The sequence below is a fragment of the Methylobacterium variabile genome, from assembly GCF_001043975.1.
Lineage (GTDB): Bacteria > Pseudomonadota > Alphaproteobacteria > Rhizobiales > Beijerinckiaceae > Methylobacterium > Methylobacterium variabile.
Genome location: NZ_LABY01000087.1, coordinates 1 through 25,055 on the forward strand (window position 1 = coordinate 1; position 25,055 = coordinate 25,055).

A 25,055-nucleotide genomic window follows, 5' to 3' on the forward strand; every position below is an offset into this window, starting at 1 on the left:
GTCTTATACCCTCGCGCCTTCGCATCGACACGTCGATGCGAAGGCGTCCGGCGCATCAGCGCCGGCGCCCGTTCGGGCTTGCCTTGCGCCTCCGAACGGGTCCGGTCGAAGGCGCGGCGGTATGAGACGTGCGGAGTCGCGCGGGTCGCCGACGCCTCACGTCGATCTCGACGACCCTCTCTGCCCTGCGATGCGCGAACGCGGCGGCCTCAGGCCAGGGAAACCGGCACACCTGCGCCGCGGCCGCATCCTCTCTCGCCGGCGAGGCAGGCGCGCGCGGCTCTGTGATCGGGCGTGTCGGGCCCTTCGCCGAAGCTCGCGACCATGGCCGAGAGGACGGCTCGGCCGCCGTACCTCTCGTCGAGGGAGGCGAGGCTCGTCGCGGCGCGCAGCTGCCAGATCGCGGCCTTCTGGCGGTCGGCCAACGCGAGCGCCTGCAGGAAGTGTTTCACCGCCTCGGGCTCGCCGGTGCGTCCGGACGCTGCGAGCAGAGCCTCGCCTCTGATGCGCAACAGTTCCGGCCGGCACCAGAGCTCGCCGCTGCTCTCGGAGGCGGCGAGGGCCGCGTTGATCCGCGCGAGGGCGTCGGGAAGGCGTCCCCGCAGCGCGAGTCCGCTGGCCAGCGAGCCGAGATAGGCCGGCCGTCGCATCCTGAAGCCGGTCTCCTCCATCTCGCCCAGGGCATCGTCGAGGCGGTGCAGCCCGCCCGCGTCGCCTCGGCGGATGCTCACGATCGCCTCGAGGCAATCGGCGATGACCCGCCATATCCGCATCGCATGATGCGCGACGTGGTCACCGAGCCGGTCGAGTCCGCGCTCCGCCGCGCCGAGATCCCCGACGTGAAGGGCGATCGGGATCACCGTGTGCGCCAGGGCGTTCGTGAGCGCGAAGGCCTGGCCGCTCGCCTCGGCCTCGGCCAGGGCGCGCCGAGACACGCTGACGGCCTGGTCCGGCAGGCCCTGAAGCCACAGAACATTGGCGAGCGTTCCGCGCGCCGCGACCAGGCCATGGCCTTCCAGCCGCCTGCCAGGACCGTCGCTGCGGGTCGCGCGGGCGAGCAGGCGCTCCGCCGCCTCGCGCGCCTCGTCGAGACGGCCCAGATACCTCAAGGAGGTGGCGGCGGGTCTGTCGACGGCCGCGATGGCCACGCGGTCGCGGTTGGCGGTCGCCAGCGCCCTGATGCGCTCCGTGAGCGCGAACGAGGCACGGTGGTCGCCCACCCAGGTCTCAAAATCGCAGAGGCCCCAGAGTGCCCGCAACTGCCCGTCGAGGTCGGACATGCGTTCGGCGCGTGCGAGCGCGCCGCTCCATAGCTCCTCGATCCGCGCGGTCGGACCCTCGACTTGAAGCAGGGCGGCGGCCAGGGACGCCCGAAGGGCGATCGCGTCCCGCTCCTCCGGACCGCCGGAGGACGCGGTCGTCGCAAGCGCGCGCTCGCTCGTCTCGATCAGTTCCTGAAGCAGCGAGAGGGCATCCCAAAGCGGGAGAGCCGCGGCCGTCAGCGACCGGCCCAGCGCGGGGTCACCGCCATCCGAGAAGCACCATTCGAGAGCGGCGCGAACGTTATGGACGAGCCCGATGAGGTCCTCGTGCGGGTCGCGGCCGGGCTTCGCGCTCTTCTGTGCCGAGACGTCGCGAACTTGCGCGAGGCAATACTCCGCGTGCCGCCGACGAAACGCCTCGACCTCACCGCTATCGGCAAGGCGTCGCAGCCCGTAGTTCCGTGTCGTGTCGAGAAGCCGGTATCGCGGGACATGTCCGGGGACCGCCGCCACCAGCGACTTGGCGACGAGATCGGCCAGGAGGCCGATGCGGTCCCGCTCGGCCTCACCGGCCAGCCGACCGATGAAGAGCGCGGCGTCCAGCGGGAAGGCACCGTGGAACACGGACACGCGCCGGAACAGGGCCCGCTCGTCCTCCGACAGCAGGCTGTGGCTCCAGTCCAGCGTCGCGGTCAAGCCTCGATGGCGGGGATGTCCCGCACGACGTCCACCGTCCAGCAGGTCCAGACGCTCGTTTAACAGCCGGAGGAGGCCACGCAATCCGAACGCCGCCATCCGCGTCGCGGCGAGTTCCAAGGCCAGCGGCAATCCGTCGAGCCGACGGCATATCTCGACGACGACCGGCACATCGTCGTCGTGGAAGTCGACATCCGGAGAGGCTGCCGAGGCACGCTCGACGAACAGCGCAACGGCGGGGAAGGCCAGCGCGTCCGTCGCGCGCAGCGCCGCGCCCGCCGCCGGCATCGGCAATGCTCGCAGTTGATGCACGACCTCGTTCGCCGTCCGAAGCGGCTCTCGGCTGGTGGCCAGCACCCGTACACCCGGCGCGGCGGCGGCGAGCGTGCTGGCCAGCCGGGCCGCCCGATCGAGGGCGTGCTCGCAACCGTCGAGGACGAGCAGGCAATGCTGGTCCGCCAGCGCTCTCGTCAACGCGGCCTGAGGATCGTCCGCGTGAACGGCGATTCCCACCTCCTGCGCGAGGGCGCTCGCCAAGTGGGAATCGCTGTCGACGACGCAGAGGTCGACGAGCCAGACGCCGTCCCGGAAGCGGTCGAGCACCTCGTTCCCGATCGCCACGGCCAAGCTCGTCTTGCCGACGCCGCCGGGACCGGTGATCGTGACCAGCGGCTGCTGGATCACCCTCATCGCGAGGTCCGCGAGAACGTCCGATCGGCCCAGCAGGCGCGGCGACTGTGGGAGATTGTGCCGCCGGGCTGTGGCAGAGGCTGGCACCGGTGCGATCTCGACCGGCGCGACGAAGCGGTATCCCTGCCCGCTGACCGTGGCGATGAAGCACTTCTCCGGTTGCGAGCCTTCGAGCGCACGCCGAATTGTCGCGACGTTCACCTTCAAATTGGAATCATCGACGATCGTCCGCGGCCATGCGCGCCTGGTGAGGTCCTCCTTGCTGACCACCTGTCCTCCGCGCTCCACGAGCGCGCTCAGGATCTCCATGGGCCGCGCCCCGAGCCGGACGACGGCTCCCTTCCTCCACAGCCGCTGCTCGGACGGGCTCAAAACGAATTCATCGAAGATGTAGCGAACCGCTCTGCGAGCTTGCGTCTCCATGCGGCTGTCGCCATCGCGCCAATCGAGAACCGAGGATGTCGCTCTTGCTAAGCTGTCTGCTGGCAAACCGCCAGCAGGTCGCTGAAGCTGAGACCGTGTAGCGGGTCCGCCAACCCGGAGCCGGCCATTCCGTTTTCCGCCAGCTTCAGCCGCTCACGCTCTCTTTATCAATCAACCTGGATCAATCAACCTGGCCGGAAGCGGACGTTCTCAGGGCCCGATCTCGATCAATCTCCGGATCAACAAAGGCAACGAGGAAGGTGACAGCCCAGCGCCTGGAAATGGTCAACAGCGCTTCGACGTGCCGCGTCAGGGGCTTACCCCGTTCCATACATCAAGCCTAGGCGAGTAGCGGGTGTCTCCACCCATTCAGGTACTTGCGGCAGATCGATGCTCCGGGTTTGATGGCCAGGGACGCGTTCGAACGCGTCCTTGTCGATCAGCATCAAAATTCAGCGGAGACGCAATATACTACGGGTGGGAGCACGCCCGTCGTCTCGTGCCTTCCAGACTCTGAGACTGTCTCGTCAGAGACCCGTCATGGCGAGGCCGCACCAAGGCTTTGCCAAGCTGGCGCATTCCTTGGTCTCAAGCATCAGAATTGTTGGAAGGGACAAGTGGTGGAGCACGCAGGCCCGCTCGAACCCGTCTCAGCCGGGAAGGCATTTTTTGACGGCAAAGCTGCAAAAGCGGCTCTGCGAAGGGATGCGAGCTCTCAGAAAAGCTCCGATGTGGCAAATGCTTGGAGTGAATCCCGCCACTTTGCGCGCTGCGAGCGAACAGCGAACATGCAGCCAGCCTTTGCCATCCACAAACCATGCGTTTCGCGACGCCAGTGCAATCGCGGGGACATTGTGCGTTTCGCGGATCGGCTTTGGATGTGAACCGGCGAGCCCTGAGCCAGATCTCTCGTCGTAGTAAGAAGAGGGCAGGGGCTGCGAAGCCTGTGGTTGGAGGACTGAGCGGGGTCTTCGAACCGATCGGAGTGTCTCTCACAAAACTCCCGATCACCGTGTCGCTCGTTGGGACGGCGGTCGTGCAGCGGGAGTTTCGTGATGTGCATCAAGAAGGGGAGGGCGACTTATCCAAATGCCAGCGCCTGCTCGTTACACAGAACGGGTGCGAACTACCGACTCTACTCGAACATTCCAGGGGTGCGCGCGAAATTCGCGCCGTTGATCCAAATTTGAATCTGGCGGATAGTGTCATAAATGTCCGCCATCGAAGACTGTTCGGGCATCCTGACTCCTGATTCAGCTTCCTGATCTCAGTTATAATCTGTCAACATTATGCACAAGCGCATACCAAAGACGCTCTATGTTTTGTCAATAAATCAATCGGCGTATTTTTGATATTGAAATGACCCCTTCATTCGCCATAATATTCCGCGCATCAATGGAAATATCCAGCATATAATACAACTCTATGGCATGTTAATTTGATATTTCATAAATAAAGAATTATGATTGTATTTCAGATACTCTGCGTCTCCAGCATCGATCAATGCAAGCATTACCCTGAAAAAACCGTCCAGATTATCAGCGCCGGCAATTTCATAAGCACGCAGGATGCGCTCATACTGTTTGGCAGCGATTTCGCTCTGGAGCTTCGCACCTTTCTCGGTGAGATAGATCTGCCGTTTACGCCGATCGCGCTCGGCAGAGCGCTGCTCGATCAGACCGTCGCGGATCAAGCGACGCATCGGCCCCTGGATCCCCTGCGGCGTCAAGCGCAAGAGCCCGATGATCTCGCCCACGCTCGTGCCCGGCGCCCGCGCAGCGAGGTGGAGGATGCGGTGGTGCGTGCGGTGGAGCCCGAGCGATGCCAGTTCCTCGTCGGCATCGGCTGCAAGGCGGAGGTGGGCGAACAGGAATAAGCCCAGGCCCAACCGGGCGGCCTCGTCGTCGATCCTGCTGCTCACTGTGTGCCATTCCCGCGGCGTCGCGCACGACCCGTCTTAGAGGCCTTCGGCACGGCACGCCACCGAACTCGCCACGACGGCCGTCGATATACAACAACTCACTTGCTATATTTACCGCTCTCGGTACGATGGCCCCGACGCTCCGGAAGTGGGCGCACTGAATGGGAGGAGCGAGATGAGGCTCGCTGCGATGTGGCGGCTGACCGCCATGGCCGTCGCTATCGTATGTCCTTTCCTGGCCGGCACGCTCGACGCCACCGCGCAGTCCGAGCCCGTCCGGCTCGGCGTTCTGAACGACCAGTCGGGTCCCTTCGCCGACATCACCGGGATGGGGTCGGTCGTCGCCGCCCAGATGGCGGTCGAGGATTTCGGCGGCTCTCTGCTCGGCCGCAAGGTCGTCGTCGTCGCCGCGGATCACCAGAACAAGCCCGATATCGGAGCGGCGATCGCACGGCAGTGGCTCGATCAGGACGGCGTCCAGGCCATCATCGACGTTCCCAACTCGGCCGTGATGCTGGCCGTCCAGGACGTCGTCCGGAACAAGTCGGGCGTCATGCTCGTCGCCGGGGCGGCGGCGGCCCGCTTCAACGGCGCCCCCTGCCACCCTTACGGATTCCAGTGGGTCTACGACACCTACGCCCTCGCCAAGGCCGCCGGTACCGCGATCACCCAGACGGTCGGCAAGTCCTGGTACTTCATCCAGGCCGACTACGCCTTCGGCGAGGCGATGACCGCCGACCTGCAGCGCTTCATCCAGGCTGCGGGCGGACGCGTGGTGGGCACCGTCAAGCACCCCGTCAACACGGCGGACTTCAGCTCGTACCTCCTGCGCGCGCAGTCCTCCAAGGCCGACATCGTCGCGGTGGTGAACGCGGGTGCGGACACGATCAACTCGCTCAAGCAGGCGGGCGACTTCGCCATCGCCTCGGGCGATCAGAAGCTGGCGACCGCACTCCTCTACCTGAGCGACGCGCGCGCTCTCGGCCTCGAACTGGGGCAGGGCCTCATCATCGCCGACGGCTACTACTGGGACGTCAGTCCCGAGGCCCGCGCCTTCGCCGAGCGGTTCGCGGCCCGCTACAAGGGCCGCAAGCCGACCTCCATCCATATCGGCACCTACTCGGCGGTGAGCCACTACCTCAAGGCCGCCCGAGCCGCCGGGACCCTCGACCGCGACGCCGTCACGAACAAGATGCGGGAGATGCCGGTCAACGATCCCTTCGTGAAGAACGGGCTCGTCCGCAAGGACGGCCTCATGATCCACGACCTGCTCCTGCTCCAGGTGAAGAAGCCCTCAGAATCGAAGGGGGAGTGGGATCTCTTCAAGGTCCTCCAGACGATCCCGGGCGCCAGCGCCTACCGCCCCCTCGACCAGAGCGAATGTCCCCTGACCAAGGGCTGAGGTCGCTCCGGTCTCCCACCACGGACCAAGGGGTTTACGCGTGCAGTTGATCGACTTCTTCGATGCGGCAGCAATGCGAGAGCCGAACCGGATCGCCTTCGTGCAGCCCGACGGCGCGACGCTGACCTATGCCGAGAGCGCGGCCGCGGTGCAGGCGATCGCCTCGGCGCTGCAGGGCGCCGGCGTGCCCCAGGGCAGCCGGATCGCCGTCTACAGCCCGAACGATGCCCGCGCGTTCCTCGTCATGCTGGCGGTCCTGCGCGTGGGCGGGATCTGGGTTCCGCTCAACGCCCGCAACAGCGTGGCCGACAACATCGCCTTCCTGCTCTCCACGGAGGCGACGGTCCTGTTCTACCACGGTCAGTTCGAGGCCGAGGTAGCGCAATTGCGCGCCGCCGCGCCGGCTCTGGCGCTCTGCGTGTGCCTCGACGGTCCCGGCCGGGCGGGGCCGGCGCTGGCGGCGTTCCAGGCGCGCGCCGCCGGGCCCGTCGCGGCCCTCCCCGAGGACCGCCTGCGTCCCTGCAACATCCTGGCGACCGGAGGGACGACCGGCCGGTCGAAGGGCGCCGTCTGGACCAACCTGACGTGGCAGACGCTGGTCGCCTCGTTCTGGACCTCGACCCCAGCCGTCCGGCACCCGGTCCACCTGTGCGTCGCGCCGATGACCCACGGCGCCGGCGTCCTCGCGCTGACGCTGCTGACGCATGCGCCCACGAACATCCTCATGACGAGCGCCGACCCGGCCGCCATCCTCGACGCCATCGAGCGGCACCGCGTCACGCACCTCTTCCTGCCGCCCACCGTTCTCTACGCCCTGCTGGCCAGCCCGCTGCTGCGCCAGCGCGACACGTCCTCCCTCGTCGTCTTCCTGATCTCCGCCGCGCCGGTCTCGTCCGACAAGCTGCGCGAGGCGGTGGCGGCGCTCGGGCCGGTGATGCACCAGTCCTGGGGGCAGGCCGAGGCCCCGTTCTTCCTGACCTTCCTGACTGCCGAGGATCACGCCCGGGCGGTCGCCGACGAGGCCGCCGGCGAACTCCTGCGCAGTTGCGGGCGCCCGACGATGTTCAGCCGGGTCGAGATCATGTCCGACGACGGAAAACTCCTGCCGCCCCGGGAGCTGGGCGAGATCGTCGCGCGCAGCGACCTCGTGATGCCGGGCTACTACAACGATCCGGTGGCAACGGCGGCGGTCTCCCAGCACGGCTGGCATCACACCGGCGATGTCGGCTTCAAGGACGAGGCCGGCTACGTCTTCATCGTCGACCGCAAGCGCGACATGATCATCTCCGGCGGCTTCAACGTGTTCTCGACCGAGGTCGAGGAGCGGGTCCTGGCCCACCCCGCCGTCCAGGACTGCGCCGTCATCGGCGTTCCGGACGAGAAATGGGGCGAGGCGGTCAAGGCCGTCGTCGAGCTGAAGCCCGGGGCCGAGGCGACGAGCGACGAGCTGATCGCCCACTGTCGGGCCGCCCTCGGCGGCATCAAGACCCCGAAGAGCGTCGAGATCTGGGAGACGCTTCCCCGTAGCCCCGTCGGCAAGGTCCTCAAGCGCGCGATCCGCGAACGCTTTTGGACGGGGCGTGACCGGGCGGTCTAGCGCGGCGCTGAGGAGAACCGGTCATGAGCGACGCCTACCTGATTGGAACGCACGCGACGCCGTTCGGGCGCTTCCCGGCCAAGGACCATCGGGCGCTGGCGCACGAGGCCGTGCGGGGCGCCATCGCCGATGCCGGGCTCCCGGACGGGCAGCGGATCGGCCAGGCCTTCTTCGGCTCTTGCCTGATGCATCTCACCGGGCAGACGATGATCCGGGGACAGGCCTGCCTGCTCGGCCTCGTGGATGACGGGGTGCTCCCGGTCCGCATGCCGGTCGTCAACGTCGAGGGCGCCTGTGCGACCGGGTCCCTCGCGCTTCACGGCGCCCGCACCGAGGTGCTGGCTGGATCGCACGACCTCGTGCTCGCGGTCGGCGTCGAGAAGATGTTCGATCCCGCCAACCCGGCCGGGATCCTCGCCGAGATCGAGGGGGGCTTCGACCGCTTCGATCGCCCACGCTGGATCGCGGAGTACGGGCGCGCCGCCGAGGAGGCCGGCAGCGTCTGGGCTCCCGCGCCGGATCGCTCGACCGCGATGGACACCTACGGCCTCCAGGCCTCCTGGCACATGCACCGCTACGGCACGACCCAGGCGCAGATCGCTGCCGGTGCCGCGAAGAACCACTGCCACGGTGCGCTCAACCCGAACGCACAGTACCGCTTCCCGATGACGACGGAGCAAGTGCTGGCGGACCGGCCGGTGAGCGGCCCCCTGACGCGGGCGATGTGCGCCCCGATCGGTGACGGGGCGGCCGCGGCGCTCGTGTGCTCGGAGCGGTTCCTGGCCGAGATGCCGCCCCGCGTGCGCGAGCGGGCCGTGAGGATCCGCGGCATGGCCCTCAGCGGCGGCATGTTCCGCGGCTTCGACGCGCCGGGACTCAGCCGGATCGCGGCGGACCGCGCCTACGCGGCAGCCGGGGTGTCTCCTGGCGACGTGGACGTCGCCGAGGTCCACGACGCGACCGCGTTCTGCGAGATCTTCCAGGCCGAGATGCTGCGGCTCTGCCCCGAGGGGCAGGGCGGTGCCTACGTCGCCTCCGGCGCCGCGACGCTCGGCGGCACGCTTCCCATCAACACCTCCGGTGGCCTCGTGTCCAAGGGACATCCGATCGCGGCGACGGGCCTGTCGATGACCTACGAGATCGCGACCCAGCTGCGTGGCGAGGCCGGGGAGCGGCAGGTGGACGGCGCCCGCATCGGGCTCGTGGAGAATGGCGGCGGCGTGATCGGCTTCGAGGAGGCGGTCTGCGCGGTGACCATCCTTCAGGCGCCCCGCTGAGCGCGCTGTACGCGCAGCGGGACACGGCCTCGGGCGACGCGGGCCGCGCTCCGGTCGCGACGGCCTGTAACAAAAACGGCACGAAACGGGGGAGGATGACGTGAAGGCCATGATGGTGCTGGGGGCTGCCCTTGCCCTGACGCTCGCGTCTGCGCTCGCGCAGGAGGGCAAGACGACGACCTTTCCGCTCGTTGATCCTCAGACCGACGACCCCGTTCTGAAACCGATCTTCGACGGCATGCGGGCGCGGGGGGCGGGCCCGCTGCACATCCACCGCACGATCGGGCACGCGCCGGAGATCTACAAGGGGTTCGCGGCCTTCGCGACGGCACTCCGGCAGCCTGGCGCGACCTCGCGGGGCGATCGCGAGCTGATCATCCTGCGGACGACGCAGCTCCGGAAGGGCGACTACGAGTTCGCCCAGCATCGCCGCATCGGACTGACCTGCGGCCTGACCGAAGCGCAGGTGGATGGTCTCGCCGATTGGAAAGCCAAGTCCGTCTACAGCCCCCGCCAGCAGATGATCCTGGCCTTCGCCGATGCGATGGTGGCCGATGGCGAGGTCAGCGACGATCTTCTGGCGCGCGTGAAGCAGACCTTCTCCCCGAAGGAGATCGTCGAACTGGCGATGAACTCGGCATTCTACACGGCCGTCGTCCAATTCAGCACGGCCGTCCGTGTCGAGCCGGAAACGGAGACGACCAGCTACGCAGGGTGCTAGCCGAAGAGGGGCATGCTCATGCGCTACGCGCTCGCCACCATCCGCCGCCACGGTCGACCGACGCCGGTTATCGAGGTGGGCGGCGCCTGCCACGACCTCGCGGCCCTTGCATCGCGTCTCTGCGCCAACGCGTACGGCCAGGGCTTGATGGCCCTGTTCGCCGACTGGGCGGGATCCAGGATGCTCGGCCCTGGCCCGCGCGAGCCGTGGCGCGGGAAGTGTCGGGCGAAGGCGTATTTGCGCACGGTGGCGCGGGCCAGACCGGTCTCGCCGTTGATGCGCCGGAGTGACTGTCCCGCCGCGACGCAGCGGCGCACGTCATCGTAGAGAACCTGCCAGCGTTCGACGGCTGCAGCCCGGGTCAACGCCTCGGCGGGAGCGCGCGAGCACGCCTTCGACGGACCAAGGACGCGGAAGCCGTCGTTGGCGGTCCCTGCTTCAGGCGCGGGTGAACCCGGATGAGCCAGCGTTCGAGCATCTGCCGGGTGTTGAGCAGCAGATGCCAGCGGTCAGCGACCTGCCGGGCGCTCCGCGCCTCCATCGTGGTCCCCCATGCGTACTCAGTGGAGCGGTCGCGCGCCACGAGGTGGATCTGCGGCTCGTGGCGGAGCCAAGTCGCCAGCGTGGGAGCCGAACGATCCGGCAGCAGGTCGAGGGGGCGATGGCGCTCGAGGTCGACCACGATCGTGGCGTAGGTCCGGCTCCTGGGCAGAGCCCCAGTCGTCGACGCCGACGATCAGCGGTCGCCCTGCGGACGGCAGCGGGAGAGGTCGGATAGTCGCGCAGCAGGATTGTGGCGCTGGTCGGCATAACCAACGGCGCGAGCAAACGGGCGGCAGGCTGGCCGCCGAGCGCGACCCCGGTTCGCGCCTGGGCCTGAGCCCGTCGGCGGGTGCGGTGAGCGGAGCGGCCGAGCAGATGCGGGAAGCGTTCGGCGAAGGTGCGACGCGGGCACCCGGGAGCGTGGCAGCAGAAGCGTCGCACGGTGAGGTGCAATCGGACGATCTTGCCGCTGGCGGGCAGGTCAGCGCGCCGTCGTTGAGAGCGGCTATGGAGAGCCGGGCTGGGCATCCGACAAGTGGGGCAGCGCGCCTGAGGGCGTTCACCTTCTGCGGCGAAGGCGAGAGCGTCGCGGCCGTCACGTGCCACGCGGAGCGGGCGGCATCCGGGAAGATGGCAGAGCAGGGTCATGCCCGAATCGGCACCGGCATCGACCAGAGGCTCGCCCTCACCCTACCGGATCCAGCAAACTCGCCGATGAACCCTCTCCGCCCGTGACGCGAAATACGTGACCTATCGACAACCATCGTAAAAACCGAGCGACAGGAATGGTGAAAAGTGGTATTTATCCATTAGCCACGCTCGAAAGCTCGACCGCACGCCTGAGATCGGACCGAATTCAGGCGAGATCGCGTGTTGAGTCTTCCCTTTCGGAGGATGCGCGATGGCCATATCCCATGCTGCGTCCGCACGCTCGATGGTGACGCGACCGAACCTACGAAGGATCGGGTTCCCCGACCTCAAGGCCGCCTTGCTGAAGGGGGTCGAGGACTTCATGGCCCTGCCGACGCATGTGCTGTTCCTGATCGCGATCTACCCGATCGCCGGCGTGATCATCGCGGCGGCAACCTTCGAAAGCGACCTCCTCCCGATCCTCTTCCCGCTGGCCTCCGGTTTCGCGCTGATCGGCCCGTTCGCGGCGGTCGGCCTCTACGAGTTGAGCCGGCAGCGGGAATTGGGCCTTCCCCTGGCTGAAACCCGGCCCTTCGCTCCACTGACCGGCCGTCACGCCGGGTCGATCTTCGCGGTCGGATTGGTCCTGATGCTGATCTTCGTCGCCTGGATCATCACTGCCATGGGGCTGTACTGGGCGCTGTTCGGACCGGAGACCTATGGTTCCGCGTTTGCCTTCGCCGAGGCGGTGCTGACCACGCCGCGCGGATGGATGCTGATCGTGATCGGCAACCTCGTGGGCGCAGCCTTCTCACTGATCGCGCTCGCGGTGAGCGCCGTTTCCTTCCCGCTGATCATCGACCGCGGCGTCGATGCGGGGACGGCGATCGAGACCTCGGCGGCGCTGCTCCGTGAGAACCCGCGCACGATGATCGCCTGGGGGCTCGTCGTCGCGGGTCTCCTGGTGCTCGGGATGGTGCCGCTCTTTGTCGGCCTCGCGCTCGTGTTGCCGATCCTCGGCCACGCGACCTGGCATCTCTATCGGCGAGCGATCGCGCCCTGACGCCGCCGATTGCATCTCGACCCTGCGCGCAGGAGACGACAGATGGCGCTCATCCTCGTGCTGATCGCCCTCGGCTCAGTCGCCTTCCATCTCCTGAGCCCGTGGTGGTGGACCCCGATCGCGTCGAACTGGGGCTACATCGACACGACGCTGATCATCACGTTCTGGATCACCGGCGCGGTTTTCACGGTCCTGGTGCTGTTCGTCGCCTATTGCGTCGCTCGCTTCCGGCACCGTCCCGGGCAGAAGGCCTCCTACGAGCCGGAGAGCCGGCGGCTGGAGGGCTGGCTCACGGCCGTCACCGCGGTCGGCGTCGCCGCGATGCTGGCCCCGGGCCTCGCCGTCTGGGCGCAGTTCGTGCGGGTCCCGGCCAATGCCGCGGAGGTTGAGATCGTCGCCCAGCAATGGCGCTGGAGCTACCGCCTGCCGGGCGCCGACGGGCGCCTCGGAGCCGCCGCAACCGAGTTCGTCAGCGACGAGAACCCGCTGGGTCTCGACCCGCACGACCCGGCGAGCAAGGACGACGTCATCCTCGATGGCGACGACCTGCACCTGCCCCTCGGACGGCCCGTGAAAGCACTGCTGCGCTCCTTCGACGTGGTGCACGACTTCTACGTTCCCGAGTTTAGGGCCAAGATGGACGTCATCCCGGGGATGGTGACCTACTTCTGGTTCACGCCGACCCGGAGCGGCACCTTCGAGGCGATCTGCAACGAAGTGTGCGGCGTCAACCACTACGCGATGCGGGGCCGCGTCGTCGTGGAGCCGGAACCCCAGTACCGGTCCTGGCTCGACCAGCAGAAGACATTCTCGAACTTCGCCGCCCGCCCGGAGCGGGCGCCCCGCGACGCTGCTCTTCGCCGTCGCGTCGCCGACGACCGCTGAGAGGACGGTGCCATGGTCGACACGCCGATCGGGGCCGCCGGCCCCTTCCCCGGTTCGGAGCCAGACGAGGTAGAGCTCTACCATCCGCACAGCTGGCTCACGCGCTACGTCTTCAGCCAGGATGCCAAGATCATCGCTATCCAGTATTCCGGTACCGCCCTGGCGATCGGCTTTGTCGCGCTCGTTCTGTCCTGGCTGATCAGGCTCCAACTCGGATTTCCGGGCCTATTTCCGTCTATAGGGCCATCAGAATATTATCAGATCATCACTATGCACGGGATGATCATGGTGGTTTATCTCCTCACCGCCGTGTTCCTCGGCGGCTTCGGCAATTACCTCATCCCGCTGATGATCGGCGCTCGGGATATGGTGTTTCCCTATGTGAACATGCTGAGCTACTGGGTCTATCTCCTTGCCGTGCTGGTGCTGGTGGCGAGCTTCTTCGCGCCGGGGGGACCGACCGGGGCCGGCTGGACCCTCTATCCCCCGCAGGCCATCCTCTCGGGCACCCCGGGCCACGAATGGGGCATCGTGCTGATGCTCGCTTCGCTCATCCTGTTCATCATCGGCTTTACCATGGGGGGCGTGAACTACGTGGTGACCGTGCTGCAGGCGCGCGCGCCCGGCATGACGCTGATGCGCATGCCCCTCACAATCTGGGGCATCTTCACCGCGACGGTGCTGGCGCTGCTCGCCTTTCCGGCCCTGTTCGTCGGGGCCGTCATGATGCTCCTCGATCGACTGTTCGGCACCAGTTTCTTCATGCCCATGATCATCGAGGCCGGCCAGCGCCTGCACTACGGCGGCGGCACACCGATCCTGTTCCAGCACCTGTTCTGGTTCTTTGGACATCCGGAGGTTTACATCGTCGCACTTCCCGCGTTCGGCATCGTCTCCGATCTGATCAGCACCCATGCGCGCAAGAATATATTTGGGTATCGCATGATGGTGTGGGCGATAATCGCCATCGGTGGGCTCAGCTTCGTGGTCTGGGCACATCATATGTACGTGAGCGGCATGAATCCATATTTTGGATTTTTCTTCGCAACCACAACCCTGATCATCGCTGTGCCGACTGCGATCAAGGTTTACAACTGGGTGTTGACGCTCTGGCGCGGGGACATCCACCTGACGGTTCCGATGCTGTTCGCGATTGCGTTCATCGTCACCTTCCTGAACGGCGGCCTGACCGGCCTCTTCCTCGGCAACGTGGTGGTCGACGTGCCGTTGTCGGACACGCTGTTCGTCGTCGCCCACTTCCACATGGTCATGGGGGTCGCCCCGATCCTCGTGATCTTCGGTGGTATCTATCACTGGTACCCGAAGGTGACCGGCCGGATGCTCGACGAGCGGCTCGGCCTGTTGCACTTCTGGGTGACGTTCCTGGGCGCCTACCTGGTCTTCTTTCCGATGCACTATCTCGGACTGCTCGGCGTCCCGCGGAGGTATTTCGAGATCACAGGGCTCGGCTTCATCCCGGCATCGGCCGCGTCCCTCAACGCCTTCATCAGCGTGGTGGCCTTCGTGGTCGGCGCGGCCCAGGTGGTGTTCGTGGCGAATCTGATCCGCAGCCTCCGGCACGGTGTGCCGGCCGGCGGCAATCCGTGGCACGCCACCACCCTGGAGTGGCAAACTCCCGACACCCCGCCGCGGCATGGCAATTGGGGCGCTCGCCTGCCAGTGGTCTATCGCTGGCCCTACGATTACAGCGTGCCGGGGGCCGCGGAGGACTTCCTGCCCCAGAACCAGCCCGTCCACGCCGCAGGGGCTGCGCCGTGAGCCTCGTCCTCCTCTACCTCGCAGGCCTCGGTGCCGTTTCGGGGCGCTGGCTCGCCCGGCAGCACCTAGCCGCCAAGCCCTGGCTGAGCGCGGGCCCTTCCTGCACCCTGCCGGCGGATGGAGGGGGCGGGTCGGCGGCAAAGCTGGCTCTCGGGATCTTCTTGGCGGTTATCGGCCTGCTCTTCGCGCTGCTCGTCGCGGCCTATGGCATGCGCGTGCCACCGGGCAGCGCCGGAGTCCCTCTCGATCCGCGCCTCCTCTGGCTCACGACGGGCTTTCTCGGGCTGGCGAGCCTTCTGCTCCACCGGGCCGACCGGGTGGTGCGCCGTGGGGCGGAGGACGACGCGCACGCGCATCTGCTTGCCGCCGTCGCGGCGAGCCTCGTCTTCCTCTGTGGGCAGGGCCTCGCCTGGCGGTTGATCGGGGAGGCCGGGGCGGGCCGCACGATCGATGCGGCCGGTTCCTTCTTCATCTTGATCACGCTGCTGCATGGGCTGCACCTCGCGGGCGGGCTCGCGGCCCTCGCGTGGGTCACCTTCGGCGCGGCGAGGACGGGGTCGCCCGCAGGCCTCGCCCGGAGCATCGGGCTGTGTACCCTCTACTGGGATGCCCTGCTGGTGATCTGGCTCGTTGCCTTCGGCATCCTGTTCCGGACGCCGTGGTCGGGTCTGATCGATGTCCTGTGCCGGCCGCCGGCCTGACAGCCTCGGGACGACGCATCATGACAGAGACCGTTCTCCGCTCCCTCCCGACCTCCGACGGTCCGCCAAGCCGATGGCGGCGCTTCTCCGGCGAATGGGCGGCCGACCGTCAGGCCTTTGCAGGGGCCTCGTGGCGCAAGGCGATGATGTGGATCTTCCTGCTGAGCGACACCTTCGTGTTCGGCTGCTTCCTGATCGGCTACATGACCGTGCGCATGTCGACGACGGTGCCATGGCCGAACCCGAGCAAGGTCTTCGCCTTGGAGGTCGGGGGCACCGAGCTGCCCCTGATCCTGATCGCGATCATGACCTTCGTTCTCATCTCGAGCAGCGGCACGATGGCTATGGCGGTCGCCCTTGGCTACAGGCGGAACCGCCGCGCTACGGCGCTGCTCATGCTCGTCACAGCGCTCCTCGGTGCGACCTTCGTCGGCATGCAGGCCTTCGAGTGGACGAAGCTGATCCACGAGGGCGTCCGGCCCTGGTCGAACCCCTGGGGGGCACACCAGTTCGGTTCGACGTTCTTCATGATTACCGGCTTCCACGGGACCCACGTCACCATCGGTGTCATCGTCTTGGTTACGATCGCCCGCAAGGTCTGGCGGGGCGATTTCGACATCGGACGACGCGGTTTCTTCACCAGCCAGCGCGGCGGATACGAGAACGTCGAGATCGCGGGCCTATACTGGCACTTCGTCGATCTCGTCTGGGTTTTTATCTTTGCACTGTTCTATCTTTGGTAGGAGGACGGCATGCACCCCGTCGCGGGCCACGGGACCGACCACGGCCACTCGATCCGGCTCTACCTGCTCGTCTGGGGCTGGCTGTTCGTGCTGAGTGCCTGCTCGTATCTCATCGACTATTTTCACGTCCAGGGCATCCTGCGCTGGTCGCTGATCCTGCTGTTCATGTTCGTCAAGGCGGGACTCATCGTGGCGGTGTTCATGCATCTCGCCTGGGAGCGGCTGGCCCTGATCTACGCGATCCTGGTTCCGCCAACCGCAATACTGATCTTCGTCGCGATCATGACCGCGGAGGCGAGCTACACGCTATTCACCCGATTGAGCTTGCTCGCAGGCCATTGATCCGCTTCGCCAGGGCCGAGGAGAGCTGCGCATGAGCCCGCCCCCGATCACCGTGACCGTGCTGCTGCGCCAGATCGCCGATTGGCTGACCGACGCCGCCGCGCTCGCCCGGGCGGCGGCGACTTGCGCCGAGAGCGGCAGCGAGGCCGAGGCGGTGCGGCTCTCCCTCGACCTCGACGAGCGGCTGCACGAGGCGGAGGGCCTGCACTGCGCCGTCCGCCTGATCGCCCGCCTGCAGGCCGACGGTCCGCTCCCGGCTGACGCAAGCGGCCTCGGCATCGTCCTGGATGCGCAGCCCCGTTCCGGCGACGTGCCGGTGCGGGGGTCGGGGCGGTGGCGGCGACCTGTGTCGCCACCTGAGGCAAGGACGAGCACGATGACCCATCTCACCGAGACGCAACGCCGGCTGATCGAGGCCGCCACCCACATCCCGACCGGCTCCTGGTCCCACTGCCGTCGTTGCGGGGCAGGGCCGTCGCACGGGTCGCGACAGCGCTGCTGGCGCGGGGCCTGGCCGCGGACGGTCGGGCCGGACGATCCGGCTTGGCGCAGCGAGGCCGACGGACGGCGCATCGGCCTGCGACAGGTCGTCGGAACCAGCGATCCGGAGAGCACCGAGGGAAATCGGTGTAGTCGCTGCGAGAATGGCGGACGAACCGCCACCCACACTCGGTGGGACCGAACCCATTGCAGCGTTGCCGCCGCCCGGTGATGTTTCGGCCGCGCCGCGCTCCTGAACGAAAGCCGCGATCGTGCGGAGCTGCTCGCCCGCGAGCAGGGCGCCAGCCTGGCCGAGATCACCGCCGCCACCGGATGGCTGCCCCACAGCGCCCGCGCCGCGCTCGCCCGCTTGCGCCGCAACCAGCCCGCGCTCACCCGCTTCCGCAGCCCCGATGAGGGTCACAGCCGCTATCGTCTGCCCCCCGTGACCTCACCCCGGGCAGGAGGGCTGAGCATGGTCACGCCCGATCCCGACCCGGTTCAGGCGATGAGCGCCCAACTCGCCGCCCTGGCTGAACTCGACCTCCTACGAGGCGCCGATCGAGTTCGTGTTCGAGTTTCGATCCGCACCCCCGTGAGGGGGCGACCAAGCAGTCCGGCAAGGAGCGCGCGGCGGTCAAGTTTCAATCCGCACCCCCGTGAGGGGGCGACGGGCGTCGGTTTCGGCGCGCGTGTAGGTGACGGCGTTTCAATCCGCACCCCCGTGAGGGGGCGACGTGGTGAGCCCGATCACCTTCGTCGATGCCAAGGGGTTTCAATCCGCACCCCCGTGAGGGGGCGACTCGTTCGAATTCCTCCACGGCCGCGAGCGGGATGCGTTTCAATCCGCACCCCCGTGAAGGGGCGACGTGGCGGCGATGGGCTCGGTCGTGGCCTTCTCCAAGTTTCAATCCGCACCCCCGTGAAGGGGCGACAGGTCCCTGATGGCGTAGGCTGCGAGCTGGTGGCGTTTCAATCCGCACCCCCGTGAAGGGGCGACCCGGCCTGCCAGGGCCGGTGTCGTTGGCAGTGATGTGTTTCAATCCGCACCCCCGTGAAGGGGCGACCGGGCGTCCCGCAGAGCTTCGGCACGGTGCAGTGGTTTCAATCCGCACCCCCGTGAAGGGGCGACCGTGATCCTCGGCCTCGGCGACTTCTTCCACATGTTTCAATCCGCACCCCCGTGAAGGGGCTGCGGCACCATATGCCTTTGCTGCGCAAGAGCAAATTCACACGGGCGCGCGAACCTGGATTGATCCGATGGAAATCCTGTCTCGCCGAGACTGGCGCTGCAGCAATCCGGCTGACGGATGAGTGGTTTAGGGGCCGCGCGAACCAGTGCTGGCGCAGGCGGGCGCTTCTGGTTCGCGCAATGCGTCAGAAGATGAGTGGACCGTCGAGATCGGGCACGGTCTTGGCTCCGACATGCTCCACGCGCCGCTTGCCATCGGAGCCGAGCCGATAGAAGCAAGGAGTCGCGCGCAGGGTCGATGAGGCCGACGAGCTGTGCGCGCAGGGCGGTCCATTGCGCCGGTTCTACCTCGCACTCGAACACCGAGTTCTGCACACGCTGACCGACATCGAGGCAGGCGCGGGCGACACGGCGCAGGCGCGCTCGTCCGGCAGGACTCTGTGTGTTCACATCGTAGGCAACGAGCATCAGCATCGCAGTCTACTTCCACACGAAGGCAGGGTAGCCGTCGAGGTCGCCACGCAGATGCCGAGCCAGCATCTGCGCCTGGGCGTGCGCCACGAGGCCGAGCGGTACCGTCTCGTCGAGGAAGGGGTGACGCAGCTCGTCGCGCTTGCGCTCCTGCCAGGCAACCAGCACGCGCTTGCGGGCCTCGTCGGTGAGCCGCACACCGCCTGCTTCCTCGACCGTGAAGTCGCCTGCCGTCAGCTAGCGGCGATTGACGAGGCTGAGCGCCAGCCGGTCAGCCAGCACTGGGCGCAATTCCTCCATCAGGTCGAGGGCGAGACTCGCGCGGCCGGGACGGTCGGTATGTAGGAACCCCACCTGCGGATCGAGCCCATGCGCCTCCAGGGCCGAGCGGCAATCGTGCCCGAGCAGGGCGTAAAGGAAGGACATCAGCGCGTTCAGCCGATCGAGGGGAGGCCGGCGCGAGCGCCCGCCGAACCGGAAGGCGAGATCCTCCACCCGCACGAATGCGCCAAAGACGCGGAAATAGACTTGTGCGGCCTCGCCTTCGAGCCCACGCAGCCCATCGATGCTGTCGGCGACGAGGGTACGGCGAGCAACGTCGGTGAGCCTGGCCTCGGCAGCGGCGAGGCCCGTGGCTGCCTCGCCCAGGCTCCCGCCATGGTCGCGCAGGGCCCGTCGGACCACCGCGCGCTGGTTCGCGGTCTTGGCGGCGACGATACCGCGCACGATCACGACAGCCCGTGCGGGATCATCGCTCGCGCGGTACTGTGCACGACGCAGCAGCACGTTGCCGGTGCGCGGCCCCTCGACCCGGGCGAGGAAGCGGCCGTTCGGGTCCAAGTACGAGATCGTGATGCCGGCTTCCGCGCAGGCCGTCAGCAGCGACGGTGAAGCGCCTGCGCGCCCGAAGCTGACCACCCCTTCGAGAAGGTGGAGCGGCGCCCGGCCGCGCTCGGCCCCCTCGACCTCCACGACGAGGTTCGCTCCATCTTTGCGCAGCCACGCCCCCTCGCTCGTGACATAGATCGTGTTGCGCATCCGCCGCATCGCGTCAGGCCTCGATCTGGGCTGCGAGCCAGCGCGCGATGCGCGGGGGCTTCTCAAGCCTCGCAGGACGGCAGAGGTCTTCGAGGGAGCAGCGACGACAGGCTGGCATGTGCCGCGGCGCCGGCGTGAGGCGCGAGGCCAACATCGTCCGCGCTGCGATGGCCGTTGCGCGGGTGAGGGCCCGCAGGTCCGTGTCGAAGGCCACTGTCATGCGGCGTCTGGGCGTGCCGTAGAACAGTGCTCCCTCCGGCACGGGCACACAGAACATCTCCTCCAGGCAGAGGCCTTGAGCGCAGAGCTGCACCTCGTCCGCCCGGTGCGCTTTGGGCCGGCCCCGCTTGTACTCGACAGGATAGGGACGTGGCGGACGTCCGTGAAGCTCCACCGCATCCGCCCGCCCGGCGACGCCCAGGGCGAATGACCGCAGTTGCAACCCGCGCGCCACTGTCACGCTCGGCCGACGCCCGACACCTGGTGCGTCGACGCGCTCGTGGAGCAGCCGCCCCTCCGCGGTCGCCACATCCTCCGCCCACAATCCCTCGAGATGGATCAGCGCGCATTGGCGCGGGCAGAACAGATGGTGCTGCAAAGCCGAGATCGGGATCCTGAATTTCTTTCGGTATTGGGCGGGGCCCAGCGGCCGTTACATCGCCGGCGGCGGTCTCGTTCCGGCGGTGCGCACGGTTGAAGTGGAGCGTCATCGGGTCGGTGGCGCGCACCAGGATCACGGACACGATCCTGATGACGCCGGTCAGTTCGGCGGCGGGATCGGCCGTTGGGCCGCGCAGGCATCGACGATCTGCCGGCGGACACCCTCGGGCTGCGCCTGCAAGGCCCGGAGAATCGCCTGCAGCACGTGCCGCAAGCCGCCAACCTGATCGATGAGATCGAGCACGACCGCGACGCCATCGTCGTTGATCCCGAGATCGTGCTGCAGATCTCGGATCAGTTGGGCCCTGGCCAGATCGATCTCGATATACTGCCGGACGCTCTCCCGGAAAGCCGGTCGAAGCCAGCCGCTTTCGAGCCAGACCCGAAGCGTGTCGGGACGCAGATCCGTCCGAGCCTGAAATTCGCGCGCGTCCATACCGCCCCCCTTACAAGCGCCGATGCGATGCGGCGATCATGTGGTCCTCCTCCGGTTCGCGGCGCCGGCAAGCATCGGTTCGGGGGTGTGTCGCGCGAGGAACGGGATACGTCCCGCCGCGGCCACCGACGAGCGACGACGGGTGCTACGGCCTGGAACGCAGCGGCTGAATCGCCGCCGCCATATGCTGGTAGTCAAATGGGCCCTCATAGCGATGCCCATTGATGAAGAAGGTCGGCGTCCCGTTGACGCCACTTCGAACACCGCCGAGAAAATCCTGCTTCACCTTCGGTGCATAGGTGCCCGCCTCGAGAGCGGCCGCAAGACTGCTCTCCGACAGGCCGAGCGCCCGGGCTGCGCTCAAGAGGAATGGCAGGCTCAACTGCTCCTGATGCGCATAGATCGCATCGTGCATGGCCCAGAACTGACCCTGCGCCCCCGCGAACTCGGCTGCCTCCGCCGCCGGCTCCGCCAGCGGGTGGATTTCGGTGAGCGGGAAATTGCGGAACACGTAGGTGAGTTCGTCGCCGAAATGCCTGCCGAGCTGCATGACCTGGACATGCGCGAGGCGGCAATAGGGACACTCGTAGTCACCGTACTCGACGAGGACCACCTTTCCCTCGGCACCACCCCGGACGTGGTCAGCCGCCGACACCGGCACTCTGAGTTCGGCCATCGCTTTTCTCCTGGTTCTCGAGCCGGTCCAGCGCATCGAGGATGCCGTCTGCACCGGGGTTGACGGCGATCGGGGAGCGGTAGCTCCAGAAGATGATTCCCTCGCGATCCACGACGAACAGCGCCCGCTCGCAGACGCCGTCGCCGTCGCGGTAGGCCCCGTATTGCCGGGCGATCGAGCCCTTCGGCTCGAAATCCGCGAGCAGCGGGAAGTGGAGATGGCGCGCCTCGGCGAAGGCCTGATGGCACCAGGCACTATCGACGGAAATTCCGATGAGTTCGGCGTCGTACTTCCGAAATTCCGGCAGCACCTGATTGTAGACCGCCATCTGATCGCCGCAGACCGGACTCCAATCGGCGGGATAGAACGCCAGAATGGCTGGCCGCCCGCGCAGGTCGCCGAGCGAGAGCGTCTGGTCGGGTGTGACGCGGAGCGTGAAATCGGGCGCCGTGACCCCGGGCGCTAAGACCTGTCCCATCCTGAACCTCCCGGATGGCCTGCGGAACGGCCATCCCGCATCTGACTATGAGACGGGGCGTCCCGGCACTGACGAACATCAGTTCCGGCGGCGGATATCGGGCTGCGCCTTCGATTCATCCGCGCTCGTACCTGCCATGCGCCGCAAATCAGAGCCGAAGCCGAAACAATTTCTAAGCATCGACGGTTTCGAGTTCATCCAATGCTGCCGCATGTCAGGGACTACGACCGCGCCGCTCCTGTGTTCGGAGCCTGAGCGGAGAACCCGCCGCGTGCGGCGGGCTTCCGGACCACGTGGCGGCACAGCCGAGTCGGCCGGACTGCGTCCGAAGGAGGCTCTCCATGGACGGGACAGCGACCCTCTCGCGAACGCACGGCCCGGCGCCATCACCGGACACGGACGTGCTGGTCCAGCCCCACCGGCTGGGTTCTCTCGAACTTCCGCATCACATCGTCATGCGCCGCGACGGGGCCGGCTCCTTGTCGGCCAAAACCTCGCTGCTCAAGACCTCGCTGCTCGAGATCCTTCTCCTCACGAGACCTCGCTCCTCAGCGGTGGTCGTTGGGCGCCGGCCCGACCTCCAGCTGAAGTGTGTAGACCTCGACCGGAAAGCGCACCCGGCTCCGGCCGCCCTGGAACACGGCGAGCCGGTTGAGCTGGGCGGCTGGCAGCCACAACCGGTTGTGAGAATCAATCCACATGGCGTCGACCCAGAGCAGGCGGGGGTCCTGGATCAGGGTCGAGGCGGTGCCGTCCGGTGCGATGCGAACGATACGCTGCGCGTCGGTGTCGCTGACGAACAGCGTGCCGTCCGCGGCAATGGCCGTGCCGCCGGTCGGCGGCGTGTCGGCAACGATCTCGACGGCGGCAGCGAGTGATGCGGGAGCTATCCCGGGATCGTCGAGCAGGCGTGTCGGCACGCGCCAGAGCGGGCCAGTGCAGGACTGGTAGAAAAGAGCGGCGCCATCGGGCGACACTTCGAGCTGGTCGGCATGGACGTAGACCGGCGCGCCGTCCGGCCCGCGCACGATCCGTCCCTCGGCCGAGATCGGTCGCGAGGCCGTTACCGAGGGATGGCCCTCGAGGACGCGCCGTCCCCGGCCCGTCACGGGATCGAGCACCACGAGCGCCGGCGCCCCCGCATCCGTCAGGTAGGCGCGCCCGCCGTTGAAGCGCACGTCGTCGATGAAGCTCTTACCCGTCACCACGCCGTCGAGCGGGATCGTCCGCCGCACCCGGGCGCCGGCGATGTCGACCTGAACGAGCTTGCAGCCGCCCGGGCGCATCGGCTGGCCGAAGCCGGGCGAGCCGGTATCGACCAGCCAGAGATCGCCGTCGGGGCCGATCCGGAGGGAATTGACCCAGACGAGCGTGCGGGCGGCATCGGCCCCGTCCGTGAAGGCGTTCCAGGTCTCGTCCGGGAACGGCACCGGCCGGCTGTCGCGGATCTCGACGACGCGGGGACCGGCACTGCCGTCGATGCGCGCGAGCGCGGCGAAGATCCGGCCCTCGGGCGTCACCGCGACGCCGTTGGTGACGGCGTCCGGCAGCGCGAAGGCGAGCGTCAGCGCGGGGAGGGCCCCCCTGGGCGGGCGGGCTCTGCCGCACGGCCCGGACCGGCCGCCAACAGAGCACCGGCTCCAGCCAGCCACGCGCGCCGGTCGATTGTCGCTGCGCCACTCATGTCCCGCCCTCCAGAACGAGTCTGCCCCGTCAGCGCCGGCCCACTCCATCGACGGCCGCTGATCCGGGCATTGTCCAATCCCGCCAGATCGCGTAGAGCGCCGCCATCACGACAGGCCCAACGAAAAGCCCGACAAGCCCGAACGTCTCGACGCCGCCGAGGATCCCGACCAGGGTCCATACGAGCGGCAGCCGCGCAGATCCTCCGATCAGGGCTGGTTGAACGAGGTTGTCGCCGGCCAACATGACGGCGGCCCCCCAGCCAAACACGCCGGCCGCACCGAGCCACGCGTCATGCTGGATGGCGAGCATCAGGGCCGCGGCCGTGACTGCGATCCAGGCTCCGAGGGGCAACAGTGCGAACGCGACGGTGAGCAGAGTGAAGAACACAGCCTGCGGCAGCCCGGCCACCCAGTAACCCACACCGATGAGCAATCCCTCTCCGATCGCCACCAACACCGTTCCGTTCACGACGCCCCTGGTCGCGACGGCGACTTTCTCGAACAGCCGCTCGCCGGGGTGGCCCAGCCACTCCTCCGCGAGGCAGAGCACGCGCGTCGCAACCTTCTCGCCGTCCCGGAGGAGCGCGAACAGGGTCAGAAAGGTGATGAATGCCAGGAGCACGCGATAGGCGAGTTCTCCGCCGAGGCTGCGCATCCACGTCGCCCACGCTTCGAAGTTCACGTCGGCGAAGAGCGTCCGCAATCCGTTCGGGTCGCTGACGTGAGAGCGCCACCAGCGATCCACGTGCTCGCCGAGTAAGGGAAGGCGTGTCAGCCACCCCGGAATCTCGATTCCTTTCTGCTGGACGCGACCGATCCAGTCGAGAACGGCTTGTCCTTCCCGGCCGAGTTCGGCGGCCGCCAGCAACACCGGCGTCATCAGCACAACCGCATTCAGGAGGGTGATGAGTGCGGGGGCGAGCCAACCGCGCTCTGTCTCGGCGCGCGGCACCCGTCGGTAAAGCGGCCAGATCGCAACGGCGATGATGATCGCCCAGACAATGGCGGCCAGATATGAGCGTGCCGTCCACAGCGCGACAAGAAGCACGGCCGCCCCGAACCACGCCCGGAGCCTACGTCGAGATGAGCCCCCTGTTGCGGATGTCTCGATCGGGTGGATCGGTGCCTGGACCTCCAAGGGTTCCCTCCACATGATCGGGGTCAGCCTGTGACCTGAGCCTCTTCCGCACAATGAGGACTTCGATCGACGGGCGCAGCACGATAGCTTTACGGCGAGTGGCGAGGAGTGGGCGGCCCACGTCAT

General features: G+C 67.4%; 21 protein-coding genes, 3 pseudogenes and 1 CRISPR repeat array. Of the genes and pseudogenes, 12 read left to right on the plus strand and 12 right to left on the minus strand.

Annotated elements, in window-relative coordinates:
- Window positions 1-209 precede the first annotated feature (209 nt).
- Both VQ02_RS13760 and VQ02_RS13765 read right to left on the minus strand, forming a co-directional pair.
- Complete coding sequence (locus VQ02_RS13760) at window positions 210-3,071, minus strand: ATP-binding protein (RefSeq protein ID WP_048444776.1); 2,862 nt, start codon at window positions 3,069-3,071, stop codon at window positions 210-212.
- A 1,423-nt stretch (window positions 3,072-4,494) separates the two neighbouring features.
- Window positions 4,495-4,992, minus strand: coding sequence for a MarR family winged helix-turn-helix transcriptional regulator (locus tag VQ02_RS13765; RefSeq protein WP_053080362.1), 498 nt, complete (start codon window positions 4,990-4,992; stop codon window positions 4,495-4,497).
- A gap of 175 nt (window positions 4,993-5,167) precedes the next feature.
- Here VQ02_RS13765 and VQ02_RS13770 point away from each other — a divergent pair, with 175 nt between their 5' ends.
- From VQ02_RS13770 to VQ02_RS13785, 4 genes are all read left to right on the plus strand, one after another.
- Window positions 5,168-6,394 (plus strand): ABC transporter substrate-binding protein, encoded by a 1,227-nt coding sequence (locus VQ02_RS13770; protein WP_053080363.1) that lies wholly within the window; start codon window positions 5,168-5,170, stop codon window positions 6,392-6,394.
- 40 nt (window positions 6,395-6,434) lie between these two features.
- The gene (locus tag VQ02_RS13775; protein WP_048444777.1) at window positions 6,435-7,991 is read left to right on the plus strand and encodes an AMP-binding protein; all 1,557 of its coding nucleotides are present in this window, start codon (window positions 6,435-6,437) and stop codon (window positions 7,989-7,991) included.
- A 23-nt stretch (window positions 7,992-8,014) separates the two neighbouring features.
- Complete coding sequence (locus tag VQ02_RS13780; RefSeq protein WP_048444778.1) at window positions 8,015-9,268, plus strand: thiolase family protein; 1,254 nt, start codon at window positions 8,015-8,017, stop codon at window positions 9,266-9,268.
- A gap of 109 nt (window positions 9,269-9,377) precedes the next feature.
- Entirely contained in the window at window positions 9,378-9,989 is a 612-nt protein-coding gene (locus VQ02_RS13785) for a carboxymuconolactone decarboxylase family protein (protein WP_245239730.1), read from the plus strand.
- A gap of 170 nt (window positions 9,990-10,159) precedes the next feature.
- Here VQ02_RS13785 and VQ02_RS34735 read toward each other — a convergent pair.
- Window positions 10,160-11,180 (minus strand): annotated as a pseudogene (locus VQ02_RS34735) (ISL3 family transposase); the annotation flags it as partial.
- Window positions 11,181-11,433: 253 nt separating this feature from the next.
- Between VQ02_RS34735 and VQ02_RS13800 the strand changes: the two are divergent.
- From VQ02_RS13800 to VQ02_RS40035, 8 genes and pseudogenes are all read left to right on the plus strand, one after another.
- Window positions 11,434-12,225: a DUF2189 domain-containing protein gene (locus tag VQ02_RS13800; RefSeq protein WP_048444781.1), complete on the plus strand. Its 792-nt coding sequence runs from the start codon at window positions 11,434-11,436 to the stop codon at window positions 12,223-12,225.
- Window positions 12,226-12,267: 42 nt separating this feature from the next.
- Window positions 12,268-13,110 (plus strand): cytochrome c oxidase subunit II, encoded by an 843-nt coding sequence (locus VQ02_RS13805; RefSeq protein WP_048444782.1) that lies wholly within the window; start codon window positions 12,268-12,270, stop codon window positions 13,108-13,110.
- 12 nt (window positions 13,111-13,122) lie between these two features.
- Entirely contained in the window at window positions 13,123-14,889 is a 1,767-nt protein-coding gene (locus VQ02_RS13810; RefSeq protein ID WP_048444783.1) for a cbb3-type cytochrome c oxidase subunit I, read from the plus strand.
- Entirely contained in the window at window positions 14,886-15,590 is a 705-nt protein-coding gene (locus VQ02_RS13815) for a cytochrome c oxidase subunit 3 family protein (RefSeq protein ID WP_048444784.1), read from the plus strand. The genes VQ02_RS13810 and VQ02_RS13815 overlap by 4 nt, the downstream gene beginning before the upstream one ends.
- A 20-nt stretch (window positions 15,591-15,610) precedes the next feature.
- Window positions 15,611-16,333, plus strand: a complete 723-nt coding sequence (locus VQ02_RS13820) for a heme-copper oxidase subunit III family protein (protein WP_048444798.1) — start codon at window positions 15,611-15,613, stop codon at window positions 16,331-16,333.
- A gap of 9 nt (window positions 16,334-16,342) precedes the next feature.
- Window positions 16,343-16,675: a cytochrome C oxidase subunit IV family protein gene (locus tag VQ02_RS13825; RefSeq protein ID WP_048444785.1), complete on the plus strand. Its 333-nt coding sequence runs from the start codon at window positions 16,343-16,345 to the stop codon at window positions 16,673-16,675.
- Window positions 16,676-16,706: 31 nt separating this feature from the next.
- Window positions 16,707-17,387, plus strand: coding sequence for a hypothetical protein (locus VQ02_RS13830; protein ID WP_048444786.1), 681 nt, complete (start codon window positions 16,707-16,709; stop codon window positions 17,385-17,387).
- A gap of 48 nt (window positions 17,388-17,435) precedes the next feature.
- Window positions 17,436-17,579: pseudogene (locus VQ02_RS40035) on the plus strand (DUF3489 domain-containing protein); the annotation flags it as partial.
- A gap of 153 nt (window positions 17,580-17,732) precedes the next feature.
- Window positions 17,733-18,351: a CRISPR direct-repeat array (repeat unit 31 nt; unit sequence GTTTCAATCCGCACCCCCGTGAAGGGGCGAC).
- 181 nt (window positions 18,352-18,532) lie between these two features.
- Here the strand turns inward: VQ02_RS40035 and cas2 are convergent.
- The 9 genes and pseudogenes from cas2 to VQ02_RS13865 all read right to left on the minus strand — a co-directional run bounded on the left by cas2 (window position 18,533) and on the right by VQ02_RS13865 (window position 24,839).
- Window positions 18,533-18,821: pseudogene (cas2, locus tag VQ02_RS35625) on the minus strand (CRISPR-associated endonuclease Cas2).
- A 6-nt stretch (window positions 18,822-18,827) separates the two neighbouring features.
- Entirely contained in the window at window positions 18,828-19,016 is a 189-nt protein-coding gene (locus VQ02_RS39135; RefSeq protein WP_245239726.1) for a hypothetical protein, read from the minus strand.
- Between the two features lie 39 nt (window positions 19,017-19,055).
- Window positions 19,056-19,856 (minus strand): CRISPR-associated endonuclease Cas1, encoded by an 801-nt coding sequence (gene cas1, locus VQ02_RS13835; protein ID WP_245239727.1) that lies wholly within the window; start codon window positions 19,854-19,856, stop codon window positions 19,056-19,058.
- 13 nt (window positions 19,857-19,869) lie between these two features.
- Window positions 19,870-20,502 (minus strand): CRISPR-associated protein Cas4, encoded by a 633-nt coding sequence (cas4, locus tag VQ02_RS13840; protein WP_048444787.1) that lies wholly within the window; start codon window positions 20,500-20,502, stop codon window positions 19,870-19,872.
- Between the two features lie 114 nt (window positions 20,503-20,616).
- Entirely contained in the window at window positions 20,617-20,952 is a 336-nt protein-coding gene (locus VQ02_RS13845; protein WP_048444788.1) for a chaperone modulator CbpM, read from the minus strand.
- Window positions 20,953-21,097: 145 nt separating this feature from the next.
- Complete coding sequence (locus VQ02_RS13850; protein WP_048444789.1) at window positions 21,098-21,628, minus strand: DsbA family protein; 531 nt, start codon at window positions 21,626-21,628, stop codon at window positions 21,098-21,100.
- Entirely contained in the window at window positions 21,594-22,106 is a 513-nt protein-coding gene (locus VQ02_RS13855) for a redoxin domain-containing protein (RefSeq protein ID WP_048444790.1), read from the minus strand. The genes VQ02_RS13850 and VQ02_RS13855 overlap by 35 nt, the downstream gene beginning before the upstream one ends.
- A gap of 548 nt (window positions 22,107-22,654) precedes the next feature.
- On the minus strand, window positions 22,655-23,758 hold the full coding sequence (locus tag VQ02_RS13860; RefSeq protein ID WP_245239729.1) for an SMP-30/gluconolactonase/LRE family protein: 1,104 nt from the start codon (window positions 23,756-23,758) through the stop codon (window positions 22,655-22,657).
- 61 nt (window positions 23,759-23,819) lie between these two features.
- Window positions 23,820-24,839, minus strand: coding sequence for an AI-2E family transporter (locus VQ02_RS13865; RefSeq protein ID WP_167350738.1), 1,020 nt, complete (start codon window positions 24,837-24,839; stop codon window positions 23,820-23,822).
- Window positions 24,840-25,055 lie beyond the last annotated feature (216 nt).